20 protein-coding genes are annotated in these 16441 nt (G+C 40.9%); 13 read left to right on the plus strand and 7 right to left on the minus strand.

The window, feature by feature from the left end; translation table 11 throughout:
* Positions 1 to 78: 78 nt before the first annotated feature.
* Entirely contained in the window at positions 79 to 492 is a 414-nt protein-coding gene (locus tag MTP09_RS05365) for a hypothetical protein (RefSeq protein WP_243551010.1), read from the minus strand.
* Between the two features lie 490 nt (positions 493 to 982).
* On the opposite strand from MTP09_RS05365, the gene MTP09_RS05370 reads away from it, so the two are divergent.
* The 6 genes from MTP09_RS05370 to MTP09_RS05395 all read left to right on the plus strand — a co-directional run bounded on the left by MTP09_RS05370 (position 983) and on the right by MTP09_RS05395 (position 4728).
* Entirely contained in the window at positions 983 to 1462 is a 480-nt protein-coding gene (locus tag MTP09_RS05370) for a hypothetical protein (protein WP_243551011.1), read from the plus strand.
* A gap of 55 nt (positions 1463 to 1517) precedes the next feature.
* Positions 1518 to 1856 carry a hypothetical protein gene (locus tag MTP09_RS05375; RefSeq protein WP_243551012.1) on the plus strand — a complete coding sequence of 113 codons (339 nt, stop codon included), beginning with the start codon at positions 1518 to 1520 and terminating at the stop codon, positions 1854 to 1856.
* A 65-nt stretch (positions 1857 to 1921) separates the two neighbouring features.
* Positions 1922 to 2170, plus strand: a complete 249-nt coding sequence (locus MTP09_RS05380) for a T9SS type A sorting domain-containing protein (RefSeq protein WP_243551013.1) — start codon at positions 1922 to 1924, stop codon at positions 2168 to 2170.
* Between the two features lie 127 nt (positions 2171 to 2297).
* Positions 2298 to 3656: a hemolysin family protein gene (locus MTP09_RS05385; protein ID WP_243551014.1), complete on the plus strand. Its 1359-nt coding sequence runs from the start codon at positions 2298 to 2300 to the stop codon at positions 3654 to 3656.
* 59 nt (positions 3657 to 3715) lie between these two features.
* Entirely contained in the window at positions 3716 to 4024 is a 309-nt protein-coding gene (locus tag MTP09_RS05390) for an ATP-dependent Clp protease adaptor ClpS (protein ID WP_243551015.1), read from the plus strand.
* A gap of 47 nt (positions 4025 to 4071) precedes the next feature.
* On the plus strand, positions 4072 to 4728 hold the full coding sequence (locus MTP09_RS05395) for a rhomboid family intramembrane serine protease (RefSeq protein ID WP_243551016.1): 657 nt from the start codon (positions 4072 to 4074) through the stop codon (positions 4726 to 4728).
* 200 nt (positions 4729 to 4928) lie between these two features.
* On the opposite strand, the gene prmC is transcribed toward MTP09_RS05395, so the two are convergent.
* Positions 4929 to 5780: a peptide chain release factor N(5)-glutamine methyltransferase gene (gene prmC, locus MTP09_RS05400; RefSeq protein ID WP_243551017.1), complete on the minus strand. Its 852-nt coding sequence runs from the start codon at positions 5778 to 5780 to the stop codon at positions 4929 to 4931.
* 139 nt (positions 5781 to 5919) lie between these two features.
* Here prmC and MTP09_RS05405 point away from each other — a divergent pair, with 139 nt between their 5' ends.
* The 7 genes from MTP09_RS05405 (at position 5920) to MTP09_RS05435 (ending at position 11559) form a co-directional block, all read left to right on the plus strand.
* Positions 5920 to 6447 (plus strand): C40 family peptidase, encoded by a 528-nt coding sequence (locus tag MTP09_RS05405; protein ID WP_243551018.1) that lies wholly within the window; start codon positions 5920 to 5922, stop codon positions 6445 to 6447.
* A 95-nt stretch (positions 6448 to 6542) separates the two neighbouring features.
* Positions 6543 to 7352, plus strand: a complete 810-nt coding sequence (locus tag MTP09_RS05410) for a 2,3,4,5-tetrahydropyridine-2,6-dicarboxylate N-succinyltransferase (protein ID WP_243551019.1) — start codon at positions 6543 to 6545, stop codon at positions 7350 to 7352.
* An 18-nt stretch (positions 7353 to 7370) separates the two neighbouring features.
* Positions 7371 to 8540 carry a glycosyltransferase family 87 protein gene (locus MTP09_RS05415; RefSeq protein WP_243551020.1) on the plus strand — a complete coding sequence of 390 codons (1170 nt, stop codon included), beginning with the start codon at positions 7371 to 7373 and terminating at the stop codon, positions 8538 to 8540.
* A gap of 9 nt (positions 8541 to 8549) precedes the next feature.
* On the plus strand, positions 8550 to 9479 hold the full coding sequence (locus MTP09_RS05420) for a glycosyltransferase family 2 protein (RefSeq protein WP_243551021.1): 930 nt from the start codon (positions 8550 to 8552) through the stop codon (positions 9477 to 9479).
* A gap of 12 nt (positions 9480 to 9491) precedes the next feature.
* Positions 9492 to 10586 carry a glycosyltransferase family 4 protein gene (locus MTP09_RS05425; protein WP_243551022.1) on the plus strand — a complete coding sequence of 365 codons (1095 nt, stop codon included), beginning with the start codon at positions 9492 to 9494 and terminating at the stop codon, positions 10584 to 10586.
* A gap of 65 nt (positions 10587 to 10651) precedes the next feature.
* The gene (parS, locus tag MTP09_RS05430) at positions 10652 to 11110 is read left to right on the plus strand and encodes a type II RES/Xre toxin-antitoxin system antitoxin (RefSeq protein ID WP_243551023.1); all 459 of its coding nucleotides are present in this window, start codon (positions 10652 to 10654) and stop codon (positions 11108 to 11110) included.
* Positions 11111 to 11133: 23 nt separating this feature from the next.
* Positions 11134 to 11559, plus strand: coding sequence for an RES family NAD+ phosphorylase (locus MTP09_RS05435; RefSeq protein ID WP_243551024.1), 426 nt, complete (start codon positions 11134 to 11136; stop codon positions 11557 to 11559).
* 9 nt (positions 11560 to 11568) lie between these two features.
* On the opposite strand, the gene MTP09_RS05440 is transcribed toward MTP09_RS05435, so the two are convergent.
* The 5 genes from MTP09_RS05440 to thrS all read right to left on the minus strand — a co-directional run bounded on the left by MTP09_RS05440 (position 11569) and on the right by thrS (position 16281).
* A complete protein-coding gene (locus MTP09_RS05440) occupies positions 11569 to 12744 on the minus strand; it encodes a M28 family peptidase (protein ID WP_243551025.1) in 1176 nt (391 codons plus the stop codon).
* Between the two features lie 82 nt (positions 12745 to 12826).
* Entirely contained in the window at positions 12827 to 13171 is a 345-nt protein-coding gene (rplT, locus tag MTP09_RS05445) for a 50S ribosomal protein L20 (protein WP_243551026.1), read from the minus strand.
* Positions 13172 to 13291: 120 nt separating this feature from the next.
* Positions 13292 to 13489: a 50S ribosomal protein L35 gene (gene rpmI / locus MTP09_RS05450; RefSeq protein ID WP_243551027.1), complete on the minus strand. Its 198-nt coding sequence runs from the start codon at positions 13487 to 13489 to the stop codon at positions 13292 to 13294.
* Between the two features lie 170 nt (positions 13490 to 13659).
* A complete protein-coding gene (gene infC, locus MTP09_RS05455) occupies positions 13660 to 14166 on the minus strand; it encodes a translation initiation factor IF-3 (protein WP_243551028.1) in 507 nt (168 codons plus the stop codon).
* Positions 14167 to 14361: 195 nt separating this feature from the next.
* A complete protein-coding gene (gene thrS / locus MTP09_RS05460) occupies positions 14362 to 16281 on the minus strand; it encodes a threonine--tRNA ligase (RefSeq protein ID WP_243551029.1) in 1920 nt (639 codons plus the stop codon).
* Positions 16282 to 16441 lie beyond the last annotated feature (160 nt).

A 16441-nucleotide genomic window follows, 5' to 3' on the forward strand; every position in this document is an offset into this window, starting at 1 on the left:
TCGGTGCTTTTACATTGAAGTATGATGAAGGTTTTAGTTTCAATGATGTTTACTTTAGTAATCAGTTTAGCCACGAAACTACTGCGGCCTGAAATATTTGTTCTGCCCTGTGCCATCATCAAGAAATCCCAACATAAGCGGTCCCTGTAGATTATTGTACGTTTCGCCAGCAGGGATAAATAAACCATAATAAGCCCATCCGACATTCCACCCAACAATATCGTCGAATCGGTTGAAGGTAAGGTTGGGAACCGTGTTCGGATTATTGGATTGAGTCATTTTGTCAAGACCAAATATCAGATAAAAGTTTTTGTTGATGTCTTTATATTTCTTAAGTGTAAAATCCTGCAACATTGATTTGTCGTAGAACTTCGCGTTTTTTAACAAGTAAAAGTTCCCGAACTGAAAGTAATAAGCAGAAACTAAGGAGATTTTTCCCTTCTCATCTTTCTTAATGCTTATCCTAGACAAAATATCGCCGTTATTCGCCATGATGTCAAAAGTTCCGTCTCCTTTGTCGTTTATGGTCGTAGAGGAGAAAATCCCCTCTAGGATAAAAAAATGAGTAATATTCTGTTGCCCGCTGATTTCGAAGCTGATTCCGACCAGTCTTTTGTCGCCCGATAAGTCAAATTCCCCAACAATATATTTGCCTTTCAGGTCATTGACGGTAATCTAGATAGGTTCTGGTTGCGGTGTTTCTTCATTGTTATTCCTGCAAGAAAAGGTGAGGATAAGCAGCGCGGCTACGAATAATAGTTTGATTGTTTTCATCATGATATTTTTTTAATTTGTTAATAGGTTATAGAAATTTGGTTTCGCAGTAATCAATTTTATAGTTTCCGTTTTCAATGACGAGATTTACGATGCTTTCTGTTTTGATAATTCCGTCGTAATTCACGAAAACCCGGTATTTCATTTTCGTCATTTTTTCAACCTTCACCTTGCGGATGTTGAGCATATCGTCCTGCCCGCAACCGAAATGCCAGGTTTCTTCCTCAGTGCGAAGTGGATAGATTCCCGTCCATTTCTTTTCGTATTATTAAAAATCTTAGCAGTTTTTATAGTCGTTAATATTACTGCCTGTAGTAGAGGGAGTTCAGATTCTCCTGATGAGCCGGTTGTAGATCCCGCAAAAATTACAGCGGCTGAGCTGAAAGATACCGGGGTAGGAATTATTATCAAAGATCCTGCAAATGCAACTTCAGGAAAAGTTGGTATGATCTACTTTATCAATGAAGCAAACGAAACCAAAGCTATTGTAGATGGGATTAATTCAAAAAGAATAATTACAGTTGCCGACACGAACTACAAGGAAGGAACCGGTTTTACAGTTGAGTTTCCGAATACCAATAACCTTAACACCATAAAAGTGGTCTTCAAGAAAACCACCGTTGACGGTCAGCAGAAGATTCAGCTTGCCAATTTATTATCAGGAACCCGCGACATTACTGCTTGGTAATGCTCCAGATTTGAGTTCAGGAATTTATTCTGCCGATATGTTAGGTGCATTTGGAATGAAAAACGTATACCTCGCAACTTATTTTGGCCGACTCAAAAGATATGTAGGCGGTGCTTACAGAATGTATACCAACTATGACGGAAGCAACGGTAAATTCGGAAACACCTATGTGAAAGCTACCTCTTCAGATGACAGCAAACTCACAGTATACTCTTCGTTGCAGGGAAATGATGAAAACAAAGTCCACATTATTCTTATTAATCGCTCAGCAACTGCCCAAACTGCAAATATTTCAGTGTCAGGAATACAAAGTTATACAAATGCATCTGTTTATGCGATGTTGAAAACTCAGGAGGAAATATCACTTCTGCAGCTCCAATCCAGAATATCGTAGGAAATGCTTTTAGTTTTTCGGCTGCGCCAAATGCAGTTTACCACTTTGTTTTGAAAACTGCTGCATTGGCTACAAGCGATATCTTAGATTCCATGTTCTCGATTGTTCCAAACCCATCAAAAGGAGAGTTTTCCATCAAATCAAAAAGTGAAATAAAAATGATAGAAGTTTATTCAGCAGACGGGGTTAAAGTTCCGTACGAAAATACTTCAAGACAAAGATATAGAATAAACGCGCTTTCAGGAGTTTATTCGGTAAAAATCATAGATGACGAGGGGAAAACATACAACAAAAAACTGTTAATCAACAGGTAGTGGTTTTTTTATAATGGTGTTAACTGGGCAAAGTCGATTTTCGGCTTTGCTTTTTTTGATTAATAATCAATAAGTTATCATTAAAAAAAAAAGAATATCTTTGCAAAAAATATTTTTAAATCTCTAAATGGACTCGGACGTCGTCAAGCTTTTATTAGCTTTATTTTTAGTACTACTCAATGGTTTTTTCGTAGCCGCAGAATTCTCAATCGTTAAAGTTCGTTACTCCCAAATCCAGCTCAAAGCAGCCGACGGTCACTCGATGGCAAAACAGGCAGAGCATATCATCAAACATCTTGATGAATACCTTTCTGCTACGCAACTCGGGATTACCTTGGCTTCACTTGCTTTAGGTTGGGTCGGCGAAAGCGCGATGCACCATATGATCGAAAAGATTTTTGTTTACTTCAACTTTGCAATCGATCAAACTACAGTCACCACCATCTCGCTGGTTCTCAGTTTCCTTGTCATTACGGTAATGCACATTGTTTTCGGGGAGTTAATTCCTAAATCCATCGCAATCAGGAAGTCAGAACCTACGACAATGGCGATCGCGGTTCCGCTCAGAGTTTTTTATACGGTATTCAAACCATTCATTTGGTCGATGAACCTCATGTCAAACGCATTCTTGAGGTTAATTAAAATTCACCCCGCTTCCGAGCAGGAAATTCACTCTACTGAGGAGTTGCAGCTATTGGTAAAGCAATCCGCGGATTCAGGTGAAATAGAGGAGGAGAACTACGAAATCATCAAGAACGCTTTTGATTTTACCGACCATTCCGCAAAGCAGATCATGGTTCCGAGACAGAACATTTCTTCCGTCGATATCGAGGAGCCAGTGGAAGAAATCATCAATAAAATCATGGACGGTGGTTACTCGCGACTTCCGGTGTACAAAGATTCCATCGATAATGTGGTCGGCGTTTTATATGCCAAGGAAATCATCCGCGAATACGTAAGAAGAAAAGGAAACCTAACCCACGAAGATTTGAAGAATTTGATGAGAGAGGCATTTTTCGTCGTGGGCAGTAAAAAGATTTCAGATCTTCTTAAAGTGTTCCAGCAGAAAAAGCAGCATTTGGCTGTAGTCATAGATGAGTTCGGCGGAACCGAGGGAATCATTACGCTCGAAGATATTCTGGAGGAACTGGTAGGCGAAATTCAGGACGAGGAAGACGACGAAGAAAAAATCGTGGACAAAGTCGGGGAGAACGTGTTCTGGGTACAGGCAACACAACCTTTGGACGAAATCAACGAGTATCTTCCGAAAGATTTTCCGCTTTCTGAGGATAATGAATACAACACTTTGGCGGGATTCATCCTTCACGAATTGGAAGAAATCCCTGAAGAAAACCAGGAATTCAACATCAACGATTATCATTTCAAAATTCTGAAAATGAACAACAAAAGCGTTGATTTAGTAGAATTGGTTTACGAGGAACCATCGATTGTGGCCGAAATTTCCGACGAAATCGGCGACCTGTAGAGACACGATTTATCGCGTGTCAAAATTCACCACGTATCATTAAGATCAAAAAGTAAAAAATGTTCAAAAACATAAATTTTTCCAGGAATTACGAAGATCCAAAAAGGGAACATCAGGAAGACGTCGATGTCCTCGAAATGGAGGACGAGGTCTATAAACTTGTTCTGTGGAACGACGATGTCAACACTTTCGACTTCGTGATCGAATCCCTCATCGAAATCTGCGGACACACATTGGAACAGGCGGAACAGTGTACGCTTTTGGTTCATTACAAAGGAAAATGCACCGTGAAAACCGGCTCACTCGACCTTTTGAAACCGATGCATGAAAAGTTGATCTCGAGAAGCTTGACTTCAGAAATCGTTTAACCACCACAAAGTTTCACACCGCTGAAACTTTTTATTTATAATACAATATGAACTCGATCCTTCTGATCATCATCGCCGCGACAGCAATCATCAGTTACGTGGCGTTCAACAATACCCGACTTTTCGAGAAGTACAAATTCAATGTGGGCGCGATTCTTGGCAACAAAGAATACATCCGGTTAATATCTGCAGGTTTCCTTCACGCCGATTTAATGCACTTGCTCTTCAACATGATGACGCTGTATTTCTTCGGTCCCATCGTGATTCAGGCGTTTGGCGAACTCGGATTTCTCGTCGTTTATTTTGGCTCAATCCTTTTAGGAAACATCTTCTCGCTTTACCTGTACAAAAACCAATCGTGGTATTCCGCAATCGGCGCAAGTGGTGGAGTTTCAGGGATTTTGTTCGCATCCATCGCGATGATTCCGGATTTGGGAATCTACTTTTTCTTCATTCCGATTCCGATTCCGGGCTACATTTTTGGGTTACTCTATTTCGGGTATTCGGTTTACATGATGCTCAATCCGCAGCAGCACGACAATATAGGTCATGCCGCACATTTGGGAGGCGCATTTTTCGGGTTGGTTTACGCGGTCGCACTGCAGCCGGAACGTGCAATAGAAAACTCGCTTTTCCTCGGGATCATGGCGCTTCCGTTGATTTATATGGCATATCAGGTTTTCGTGAAGAAAAGGATCGGGTAATTTTTTGGGAGCTACAAGGTTTCGTCGTGTCTCGAAGATTCCACCCGCTTTCCACTGCAATTCCTCGCTCCTCCTTCGTCGTCGCTGCGGGATTTTCGTTTCAATCGGGGCTAAGAACTCTTTTCATTTCTTCTTTGCCGGGACAAAAGGACTTTTCGGCGCTCGCTTCGCTCGCGCCAAACACAAATCACCGTTTACCTCTACTTCTTCCCCCAAACAAACCGTTCGTTTCCCGAAATATCCTTTACCAGCTTTACTTCAGATAAAATCGGCTTGAACAACTCCAAAGTTTCCTGCCCCAATTTTTGGTTGATTTCCAAAAAAACCATTCCATTTTCTGTGAGGTGTTCGGTGCAGTCGTTCTCGATTTTTCTGTAGAAAACAAGCGGGTCGGAAGTAGGAGAGAACAGCGCCATTTTAGGTTCGAATTCCTTCACGGAGTCGGCAATTTCATCCACTTCATCTCTCCCAATGTACGGCGGATTCGAGATGATGAGATCGTACTTTAGATTAGGTTTCCATTCCAGGTAATTTTGGTAGAGCCATTCAATTTTCACATCGTGCAGTTGGGCGTTTCTTTTAGCTGTTTCAAGCGCTTCTTTAGAATAATCCAAGCCAAATAGTTCGGCTTTGTGAAAAAGTTTCTTTAAGACAATAGGGATTATTCCGCTTCCTGTGCCAATATCGAGAATCTTTATGCTTTCGTTTTCGGGCAAATTCTGTTCAATCTGATAAATCGCCAGTTCAAGAAGTTCCTCGGTTTCCGGTCGTGGAATCAGAACATGCTCATCAACAAAAAATTTCATCCCGTAAAATTCGGTTTCTCCCAAAATTTGTTGGAAAGGTTTGCCGGTTTTCAAAAGAGTCAACGCGTGATGCAAATCTTCCTTATGGCTTTCCTGTAAATGTTGGTGCATGAATCGTCGCTGCTGGAATCTGTCGAATCCCACTGTTTTAAAAACAAAAATTGAGAATAGTTCAGCGCTTTCAGATTCTGTATAGATAGTGGAAAGTTCTTTTTTGAAGTACCGTTTGTATTCGAGAATGGTCATCCTGCAAAATTACAATTTAGTGGGTTACGAACGTCAAAAATCACTGTAAATGCCCAATTAATCAAACCAAATTGTGTTTGATGAAAATTAATTTGCTATTTTTGGGAAAATCAATTAAGTAGAAGTGAAAAAGTATTTGATGATCTTATTTTCCGCGGGAGTTTTGCTTTCCTGTGGGAGTTCAAAAAAAGTAGTTGCCAAGAAAAAAAATACTAGCACAACTGTTTCTAAGAAGCCGACGAATTTAAGAGATTTGGAATCGGACTTCTCTGGATCGAATTCTAAGGTTGTTCAGAATCTGATCAAAGATGCAAAAAAATATTTGGGAGCACCTTACCGATACGCAGGGAATACTCCTGCAGGTTTCGATTGTTCTGGTTTGGTGAGCAGGGTTTTTGATGAAAATAATATGAAATTACCGCGAAGATCTTCCGATATTGCTTTGGAAGGGAAAAGGATCGATATCAGTGATACGAAGCCAGGGGATTTGTTATTCTTTGCTACCTCCGGTGGAACCCGTGTTTCGCACGTTGGGATGATCAGCGATATCGCAAGCGATGGAGAGATTTCTTTCATCCATTCCTCAACTTCCAAGGGTGTAATTATCTCTTCCCTAAACGAAAAATATTGGAACAACGCCTTTTTGTTCGCGAGAAGAGTGCTTTAAGCAAACGTTTTTTTGGTTTCTTATTAATCCTTAATTCGTATTTTTGCCCCCGAATTTATAGTCAGACAAAAAATTAATTTCAATATAAAACAGTTATGTTAAAGGAAACCATCGAAAATATTTGGGATAACCGAGAATTGCTACAGAATGAAGAAAGCCAGAAAGCAATCCGTGAAGTGATTCGCCAGTTGGATTTGGGTGAACTTCGTGTTGCGGAACCTACCGAAAATGGTTGGAAAGTAAATGAATGGGTGAAGAAAGCAGTGGTAATGTATTTCCCAATCCAGAAAATGGAGACGATCGAAGTGGGTCCTTTCGAATTCCATGATAAAATGCCGCTGAAAAGAAACTATGCGGAAAAAGGAGTTCGCGTTGTTCCACACGCAGTCGCTCGCGAAGGCGCGTATATCGCACCGGGAGTGATCATGATGCCTTCTTATGTGAATATCGGCGCTTATGTTGATTCAGGGACGATGGTCGATACTTGGGCTACAGTTGGAAGCTGCGCGCAGATCGGAAAGGATGTGCACTTGAGTGGAGGAGTTGGAATCGGTGGTGTTTTGGAGCCGCTTCAAGCAGCACCCGTGATTATCGAAGACAATGTTTTTGTGGGTTCAAGATGCATCGTTGTGGAAGGAGTTCATGTGGAAAAAGAAGCTGTTTTGGGTGCAAATGTAGTCTTGACCGCTTCAACAAAAATTATCGACGTGACCGGAGACGATCCAGTGGAGATCAAGGGAAGAGTTCCTGCAAGATCCGTCGTGATTCCGGGAAGTTATACCAAAGAATTTCCCGCAGGCGAATATCAGGTTCCATGTGCGCTGATTATTGGGAAAAGGAAAGAATCGACTGACAAGAAAACTTCTCTGAACGACGCTTTGAGGGAAAACAACGTTTCCGTTTAAGATTACAATTCTACCATCTTGAAAGATAAATTCTTAAAATTTATTTCGAATCCTAAGTATATTTTTGGGATTTATCTTTTGGTTTCTGCGATTTCCGCGGTGTTGAAATATCTGAACGGCCCACTTAATTACAACAATTATCTGATCTTCAGAAATGTTTTCACCAATACGGTGGCGCAGAACAATATTTACCTTCAGTATCCCGATGTACATTGGGATTCCAACCATTACGGAGTTTTCTTCAGCGTTTTGATTGCACCGTTTGCGATTTTACCCGATTGGCTGGGAATCGTTTTGTGGAATATTGCCAATACACTGGTTTTTCTTTTTGCGATTCATAAACTCCCGTTTTCATCGCAGAAGAAGGCATTTTTTGCCTGGCTTTGTTTGCAGGAATTCATCACGGCGGCGGTAAGTTTACAGTTCAATATCGCGCTGACCGGTTTGCTGATCCTTTCCGCAGTTTATATTTATGAACGGAAAGAAACAAAATCCGCCGTTGCAATTCTGATTGGATTTTTTGTAAAACTCTACGGAATTGCGGGACTTTCAGCGTTTTTCTTCATTAAGAATAAAACTAAATTCATCTTATCGTTCATCGGTTTCGGAATATTGTTTTTGGTTTTGCCGATGCTGCTTTCGAGTCCGCATTTCGGTTTGCAGTCGTATGCGGATTGGTATCAGTCGCTGTCGGAGAAAAATCTCTCCAACCAGGTTTTAGGAAATCGTCAGGATTATTCATTAATGGGGATTGTGAGAAGAGTTACCGGAAATGCAGATATTTCCAACTTTACATTTCTGATTCCGGGGATTTTGGTTTTTGGTTTGCCTTATCTGCGAATCAAACAGTATAAACATTTGGCTTTCCAGCTGATGATATTGGCTTCAACGCTTCTGTTCATCGTGCTTTTCAGTTCAGGTTCTGAATCGCCGACATACATCATCGCTGTTTCGGGAGTGATGATCTGGTTCATTATTCAAAAAGAGAAAACACCTTTAGTAATAGGAATGCTGGTCTTTGTAATCGTTTTGACCTGTTTTGGTTTCTCGGATTTATTCCCGAAATTTATCAAGGAAAACTACATCATGAAATATTCCCTGAAGGCGTTGCCGTGCTGCATAGTGTGGTTCAGGATTATTTACGAACTGATGACCATGGATTTCGAGAAAGATTATCAACTTACCTAATTTCCAGAAGTGAAGAAAATCTCAATTGTCATTCCCGCCCACAATGAAGAAGGCAATGTTTCTTTGATTCATCAAAGGATTAAGGAAGTGTTTTCCGGACTCGAAAATTATCGTTTCGAAATTATCTTTGTGAATGACGGTAGCCGCGATAATACCCAACAGAAACTTGTGGAGCTTGCCGAAAAATTTGAGGAAGTAAAATACATCGAGTTTTCAAGGAATTTCGGACATCAACCTGCGGTGAAAGCGGGAATGGATTTTGCCAATGGAAACGCGGTGATTTCTATGGATGCCGATTTGCAGCATCCACCGGAATTGATTCCGGAAATGATCAAGAAATGGGAAGAAGGTTTTGATATCGTTTATACGATCAGGACTTATCCGAAACAGATTTCGGCGTTCAAGAGGAAAACTTCTGATCTTTATTATAAACTGTTGTCAGTGATTTCTGACGTGAATCTGAAAGAAGGTGGCGGTTCAGATTTTCGGTTAATGGATTCGTCGGTCGTTGATGTAATGCGGAATATGAATGAAGCAGACATTTTCCTCCGTGGACTTTCGAATTGGATGGGTTTCCGACAAACGGGAATTCATTTCACAGCTGGAGAAAGAGCGAGTGGCGAAAGCAGCTACAATCTAAAAAAAATGATGAAGTTTGCTTTTACCGGAATTACGGCGTTTAGTGTGAAACCTCTGTATTTGGCGGCTTATCTGGGATTTCTGTTTTCTGTTTTCGCTGTGCTCGGATATGGGATTTATGTGATTCACTCGTTTGTTTCGAAGACGGAGATTTCAGGATGGGCATCACTGATTATCACGGTGGTTTTCTTTGGCGGAATCCAGCTGATTATTTTGGGAATTATCGGGATCTATCTCGGGAAAATTTTCAAACAGGTGAAGGAACGGCCGAACTACATCATCCGCTCAAAAAATTTCTAAAAGTTTTGCTGAATGAAAATCGCTTTCGACGGTAAAAGATTTTTCAACAACAGTTCGGGTTTAGGCAACTATTCACGGGATTTGGTGAGGATTCTAGCTTCCTACTTTCCGACGAACCAATATTTTTTGCTGAATAAAAACAAATCCGAAAGAGGAAAAGAAATCCTTTCGCATCCGAATGTGACTTTCGTTCCGACGTCGAAAGGTAATTTTTCACGACAGCTCAAAATGGGAATCGATGCCCAAAATCTCGGCGCTGAGATTTTCCACGGACTTTCTGGCGAAATTCCCCTAAAATGGAACGACAAACCCATCAAAAAGATCGTTACCATCCACGATCTGATATTTCTGAGGTTTCCCGAATATTACAGTTTCTTTGACCGAAAAATGCATTTTTGGAAATTTAAGAAAGCCGCGCAACAAGCCGATCTGATTATTGCAATTTCTGAGCAGACCAAAAAGGACATCGTCGAATTTCTGAAAGTTCCCGAACAAAAAATCGAGGTGGTTTACCAAGGTTGCCATAAAGCTTTCAAGGAATTTATTTTTCCCGAGTTTCTTGCCGCAACCAAGGAAAAATTTTCGCTTCCCGACAGATTTATCCTGAACGTAGGAACAATAGAACCTCGCAAAAATCTGCTGAACATTGTGAAAGCAATCAGTGGGACCGATATTCCGTTGGTTGTTGTGGGAAAGAAAACCAAATATTTTAAGAAGATTGAGAAATTTCTTGTCAAAAATAAACTACATAACCAGGTTCATTTTCTCGAAAATGTTTCGATGGAGGAGCTTGCTGCCATTTACCGTTTAGCGGAAATTTTCGTGTACCCCAGTTTTTTTGAAGGTTTCGGAATACCAATCATCGAGTCGCTTTTTTCGGGAACTCCAGTGATCACGGGAAATATCAGTTCGCTGCCTGAAGCAGGTGGAAAAGATTCCATGTATGTGAATCCCGAAAATGTTGATGATCTCCGTGCGAAAATTCTCTTTCTGTGGAATAATGAATCTGAAAGAAAACGCAGAGTTAGAAAGGGTTTCGAGCATTCAAAAAACTTCGAGGACGAAAATATTGCACGCTCCTTAATGGAGATTTATCGAAAAGGTTGATTTTATTCGACAAAAGTCTTTTTAGTTTGAGACAAAAGTCGTAACTTTGTGGAAAGATAAATGAGATGAAAAAGTACGAGCAAACCGATAATGATCTGAAGACCGTAAATGAAGCGGCTTTCGTGTATGGCTACAAATCCTTTGATGACCGGGGAATCTACCGATTGATCGATATCGCCAATAAAGGTTTGGATTTCAAAACCTTTTCCCATATTTTCAACCGATTTTCTTTTACCCTTCAGGAATGGGCGGATTTTCTGCATATTTCCAGTAAAACGCTTTCCCGTTACCAAAACGACGGGAAATCTTTTGATACTCTTCAATCAGAAAGGATTTTGCAGATCCAGATGCTTCATTCCCGCGGTGAGGAAGTTTTCGGCAACCAAGAAAATTTTACTTCCTGGTTGAATACCCAAAATATCGCCCTTGGAAATGTAATCCCGAAAACCCTCCTGAAAACCACTTTCGGAATCCAGCTCCTCATGGATGAACTCGGAAGAATAGAACACGGCGTTTTGGCATGATTGTGTACCGGCTTTCCAAAAGAATGTATGCTGAAGATCTTTCGGGGAAAGGCGCGGAACTTTACGGCGGAAGATGGAACAGCAAAGGCAATGCGATGGTTTACACGGGTCAGTCGATTGCGCTGTGCGTGACGGAAATCGCTGTCCATACGCCTTTAGGAAAAATTCCGGAAGATTACGTTTTGGTTCACCTCGAAGTTCCCGACGATTCAATTCACGAGGTTAAAAAACTCCCGTCAGATTGGCGGTCATTTCCTCATTCCAACTCGACGCAGGAAATCGGGGACAGGTTTCTAAAAGCCGGCAAATTCCTGATGCTGAAAGTTCCGTCGGCTGCAGTCCAGGGAGAGTTCAATGCGGTCATTAATCCTCGTCATCAGGATATAAAGAAAGTCAAAATTCTAAAAGTCGAAAAATTCACTTTTGATGACAGGATTTTTGTGAAATAGTAAAACCGCTTACTTTTCAATAATGATTTTTCGGGTGGTTCGCTGATCTTCAACCTGCAAAGTACCGAGATAAATCCCTTTTGGAAGTCGCGAAACATCGACTCTTTTGCTGTTCTTGGTTTTAAGTAGTTTTTTTCCTGACAGATCCGAAATACTGAAGGTGTAATCTCTTAGATTGGAATTCAACATTTCAATGTACAGAAAATCTGAAGTTGGATTAGGGGCGATTTTTAATGATTCCAACATTTTTGCAGGTGGACAATCGGTGACCGCAAGTAATTCGGTGCTTGCAGTAGAGAAATGCTGTACGGCTCCCAATGCGGCTTTGGCAACATTGTAAACATACACAGGATCCATGTTTGCAAACGTGTCGCTTCCTGAATGCGGATACGGACTTTCATTATATTCATAAAAACCGGTGATCACCTCGCCGTTGGATTGGAACGGCATATAGTCTGAACCGTACGCGGAAGCAAGGTTGGTTTGAAGCGGTGAGTAAAGTGTCACACAGTTCATCAGTTCCTGAGTTGCAGTGTTCGATGCGGCATTGTTCGTAGATGGACTGTTGTTGGTGTCTCTTTCGCAGGTAATAGTATTGTTGGTTTGCCCCGCAATTCCGCCGACTTCGTCAATATTGAAAACAAGCTTGATGTTCATTTTCGGATTGGTCGCATTGACCACGGTGTTCACATAGTTTTGACTTCCTCTCAATCCCTGTTCTTCGCCACTGAAATTGATGAATTTGATTGAATACTCGGTGGGTACATCCTTCAAGATTCTCGCCATTTCAAGGATGATGGAGGTCCCGCTTCCGTTATCGTTTACGCCGGGTCCGCCGATGGTATCATAGTGTCCGCAGACAATAATGTAAGTATTTGGGTAAGTGGTTCCCGTTTTCGTCAGGATTAAGTTCTTGGTAGGATTTCCGTTAAGTGTAAACACGTTCTCAGAAAGCTGCGCTTCAGAATAACCGAACGAAAGGTATTTGTTTTTAAGCCAGTTGAATGTATTGTTGTTATTGGTACTTCCCGAACTTTTTACACCAAAAGATGCAAATTCAGTGAGATAAGAATTAATGTTGGTCTGCGTGATTTGATTCACCCGGTTTTGGTATTCCTGGATGAAGCTTTGTGCGGAAAAACCAACTGAAACCGTTATTGCCGAAAGTAGAATTAGTTTTTTCATTACGTCGGGGGATGTTATGCAAATCTAACAAAAAAATCCCGAACCTAAGTCCGGGATGATATTGATAACAAAAAATTCTACATTATTTTACTTGATCTACAACTGCTTTGAACGCTTCAGGGTGATTCATTGCTAAATCAGCTAAAACTTTTCTGTTCAGTTCGATGTTGTTTTTCTTAAGAGCGCCCATGAATTGGGAGTAAGACATTCCGTGTTCTCTGGTACCTGCGTTGATACGGGTGATCCAGAGAGCTCTGAAATTTCTTTTCTTCTCTTTTCTTCCGCGGTAAGCATATTGCATTGCTTTTTCCACGGCGTTTTTAGCTACGGTCCAAACGTTCTTTCTTCTACCGAAAAAACCTTTCGCCTGCTTCATTACTTTTTTTCTGCGAGCTCTTGAAGCTACTGCATTTACTGATCTTGGCATAATTTAAATTGTTTTTTTGAAAAGGGCGGCAACTTGTTTCATTGCACTTTTTTGCTCCGTTTCAGGGTTAAAATTTTGAATTGTTTGCGAATTCTTATAAACCGAAATGATTTATAAAAACTACTTGATGGCTAATTGGCGCAAAACGCTCTTCTCGTCCACAGTAGCTACATAGGAAGTTTGCGTAAGATTTCTCTTCTGCTTGGTTTCCTTTTTAGTCAGGATGTGGCTTTTGAATGCATTTTTTCTTTTAATCTTGCCGGTTCCGGTAAGCTTAAAACGCTTTTTAGCACCTGATTTCGTTTTTAATTTTGACATTTTTTTGATTTTTGTTTCTTGTTATCAATGAGTTTGCAAAAGTACAAAAATTTATGGAATTCTGCATATTAAATAGTTAAAAGAGACTTCTTCATAAAATCTCTTTTTTAATATATTTTAAAGTAAATTCACCTATTCACTGCGAAGCAAATTCACTCATTCAAGTAGCATTATTTTGCCGCTTTCTTCGGGCTCATCATCATGATCATTCTTTTTCCTTCCAGTTTTGGGAGCTGGTCAACTTTACCGACATGTTCCAATTCCTGGGCAAGCTTCAGCAAAAGGATTTCTCCCTGATCTTTGAAGATAATGGAGCGGCCTTTGAAGAATACGTAAGTTTTCAGTTTAGAACCTTCTTCCAGGAACTTTTCGGCGTGTTTCTTTTTGAATTCGTAATCGTGATCGTCGGTTTGTGGTCCGAAACGGATTTCCTTTACGACAACTTTTACCTGCTTCGCCTTCAGTTCTTTCTGCTTCTTCTTCTGTTCATAAAGGAATTTTTTGTAGTCAAGAACACGGGTGATGTAAGGTTCCTGCTTATCGGAGATCACGACTAGATCCAGTTCCTGATCTTTCGCGATCTGTAGTGCTTTCGCAATGGGATAAACTCCCGGCTCTACATTGTCGCCAACCAAACGTACTTCTTTCGCACGGATCTTTTCGTTGATCTGGTGCAAGTCTTCCTGAACGCGTCTCTGTGGACCTCTTCCTCTTGGGTTAAATTTCTGTGCTATTGTATTAAATTTTTAAGTTAATTTCTAAAAGTTTGCTTTATCGTCGATTTATTTTGAAGAAAATTTTCCTCCCTTTAGGGTAGGGGTAAAGAAAATTTTCGAAATAGATTTCTTTTTAAATCGTTAATAAATAGACTATTAAATTGCAGCTTCTTTTTTGAAGTAATTGATGAAGTCCTCCACACTCATTGTTCCTAAATCCCCTTCACCACGTCTTCTTACCGAAACAGTTCCGTTGCCTTCCTCATTTTCGCCCACAATCAGCATGAATGGGTATTTGTTGATTTCGGCATCGCGGATTTTCTTACCGGTTTTTTCGTTTCGGTCGTCAATCAGTCCGCAAATATCGTGATTTTCTAATAGAGTTGAAACTTTTTTTGCATAATCGACAAATTTTTCACTAATCGGCAAAATGATGAACTGATCCGGAGCTAACCAAAGTGGGAAATCTCCCGCAGTATTTTCGAGCAGGATTGCGATAAACCTTTCCATAGAGCCGAATGGCGCTCTGTGAATCATCACCGGTCGGTGTTTTTCGTTGTCGCTTCCGGTGTACCACAAGTCGAATCTTTCCGGGAGGTTGTAGTCCACCTGAATGGTTCCTAACTGCCATTTTCTACCAAGCGCGTCTTTCACCATAAAGTCGAGTTTAGGACCGTAGAAAGCAGCTTCACCGTATTCTACAACGGTTTTCAATCCTTTCTTTTCCGCCGCTTGAATGATGGCATCTTCCGCTTTTTTCCAATTCTCGTCCGAACCGATGTATTTCTGTTTGTTGTCGGGATCTCTCAAAGAAACCTGGGTCACGAAATCTTTAAAACCTAGAGAATTAAAAACGTAAAGCGTTAGATCAATCACATTTTCAAATTCGGACAAAAGCTGATCAGGAGTACAGAAAAGATGCGCGTCATCCTGTGTAAATCCGCGAACTCTTGTCAAACCGTGAAGTTCACCCGATTGTTCGTATCTGTAAACCGTTCCAAATTCAGCAAAACGTTTCGGCAAATCTTTATAAGACCATTGTCCCACTTTGTAAATTTCGCAGTGATGAGGACAGTTCATCGGTTTCAGCATGAATTCTTCTCCTACGTTCGGCGTTTTTATCGGTTGGAAGCTGTCTGCGCCGTATTTGTCCCAGTGTCCGGAAGTGACGTACAGTTCTTTCGCGCCGATGTGCGGCGACATCACGAATTCGTATCCGGATTTTTTCTGTGCCTCGGAAAGGAAGTTTTCTAATTTTTTTCTTAAAGCTGTTCCTTTTGGCAACCACAGCGGAAGTCCCGCTCCAACTTTTTCGGAGAAGGCAAAAATTCCCAGTTCCTTACCGAGTTTTCTGTGGTCGCGACGTTTTGCCTCTTCCAGTTTTTCAAGGTATTCGGTGAGTTCTCTTTGTTTTGGGAAAGAGATTCCGTAAACTCTTGTGAGCTGTTTGTTTTTTTCGTCGCCTCTCCAGTAAGCGCCGGCTGCGTTTAGGATTTTCACGGCTTTCACAATTCCGGTCGAAGGAATGTGACCGCCTCGACACAGGTCGGTGAAATTATCGTGCGTGCAGAAAGTGATTTCGCCATCGTTTAGGTTCGAAATCAATTCTGTTTTATACGGATTATCGGCGTATTCTTTTAGTGCATCTGCTTTTGAAACCGCGTAAAGATTGAAGGTTGCGTCTTTCTTGGCGTTTTCGAGCATTTTCTTTTCGATTTTTTCAAAATCTTTTTCCGACAAGGCTTCGTCACCGAAATCCACGTCGTAGTAGAAACCGTTGTCGATAGCGGGACCAATGGTGAGTTTCGCATCAGGATAGAATTCCAAAATCGCCTGCGCCAAAAGGTGGGCGGAAGAATGCCAGAAAGCTTTTTTGCCCAAATCATCATTCCAGGTAAGAAGCTGAACCGTAGAATCCGTCGTGATCGGCGTGGCAATCTCGGTTTGCGTACCGTTTACCACTGCAGAAATCGTGTTTCTTGCCAAACCTTCACTGATTGATTTTGCTACGTCGAGCGGAGTTACCGCACCTTCAAATTCTTTAATGCTTCCGTCGGGAAGAGTGATTTTAATCATTTTGAGCTAAAAATTATAAGAGGCAAAAATACGGATTTTTTGTAAAACAATGAAGTGTGAGAAAATGGATTCGGTGGATTTTGATATTGAATTCAAAACCCTTTCTGAAAGATTCAAAAAGGGTTAAAAAAATTATGAAAACTAATGTAAAACAGTGTTT

It is taken from the genome of Chryseobacterium suipulveris (genome assembly GCF_022811685.1).
Lineage (GTDB): Bacteria > Bacteroidota > Bacteroidia > Flavobacteriales > Weeksellaceae > Kaistella > Kaistella suipulveris.

Bases quoted from the DNA above. Each gene is read 5' to 3' on its own strand.
- MTP09_RS05365 (WP_243551010.1), bottom strand. From the start codon at position 492: ATGGCGAATAACGGCGATATTTTGTCTAGGATAAGCATTAAGAAAGAT.
- MTP09_RS05370 (WP_243551011.1), top strand. From the start codon at position 983: ATGCCAGGTTTCTTCCTCAGTGCGAAGTGGATAGATTCCCGTCCATTT.
- MTP09_RS05375 (WP_243551012.1), top strand. From the start codon at position 1,518: ATGAAAAACGTATACCTCGCAACTTATTTTGGCCGACTCAAAAGATAT.
- MTP09_RS05385 (WP_243551014.1), top strand. From the start codon at position 2,298: ATGGACTCGGACGTCGTCAAGCTTTTATTAGCTTTATTTTTAGTACTA.
- MTP09_RS05390 (WP_243551015.1), top strand. From the start codon at position 3,716: ATGTTCAAAAACATAAATTTTTCCAGGAATTACGAAGATCCAAAAAGG.
- MTP09_RS05395 (WP_243551016.1), top strand. From the start codon at position 4,072: ATGAACTCGATCCTTCTGATCATCATCGCCGCGACAGCAATCATCAGT.
- prmC (WP_243551017.1), bottom strand. From the start codon at position 5,780: ATGACCATTCTCGAATACAAACGGTACTTCAAAAAAGAACTTTCCACT.
- MTP09_RS05405 (WP_243551018.1), top strand. From the start codon at position 5,920: ATGATCTTATTTTCCGCGGGAGTTTTGCTTTCCTGTGGGAGTTCAAAA.
- MTP09_RS05410 (WP_243551019.1), top strand. From the start codon at position 6,543: ATGTTAAAGGAAACCATCGAAAATATTTGGGATAACCGAGAATTGCTA.
- MTP09_RS05425 (WP_243551022.1), top strand. From the start codon at position 9,492: ATGAAAATCGCTTTCGACGGTAAAAGATTTTTCAACAACAGTTCGGGT.
- parS (WP_243551023.1), top strand. From the start codon at position 10,652: ATGAAAAAGTACGAGCAAACCGATAATGATCTGAAGACCGTAAATGAA.
- MTP09_RS05435 (WP_243551024.1), top strand. From the start codon at position 11,134: ATGTATGCTGAAGATCTTTCGGGGAAAGGCGCGGAACTTTACGGCGGA.
- MTP09_RS05440 (WP_243551025.1), bottom strand. From the start codon at position 12,744: ATGAAAAAACTAATTCTACTTTCGGCAATAACGGTTTCAGTTGGTTTT.
- rplT (WP_243551026.1), bottom strand. From the start codon at position 13,171: ATGCCAAGATCAGTAAATGCAGTAGCTTCAAGAGCTCGCAGAAAAAAA.
- rpmI (WP_243551027.1), bottom strand. From the start codon at position 13,489: ATGTCAAAATTAAAAACGAAATCAGGTGCTAAAAAGCGTTTTAAGCTT.
- thrS (WP_243551029.1), bottom strand. From the start codon at position 16,281: ATGATTAAAATCACTCTTCCCGACGGAAGCATTAAAGAATTTGAAGGT.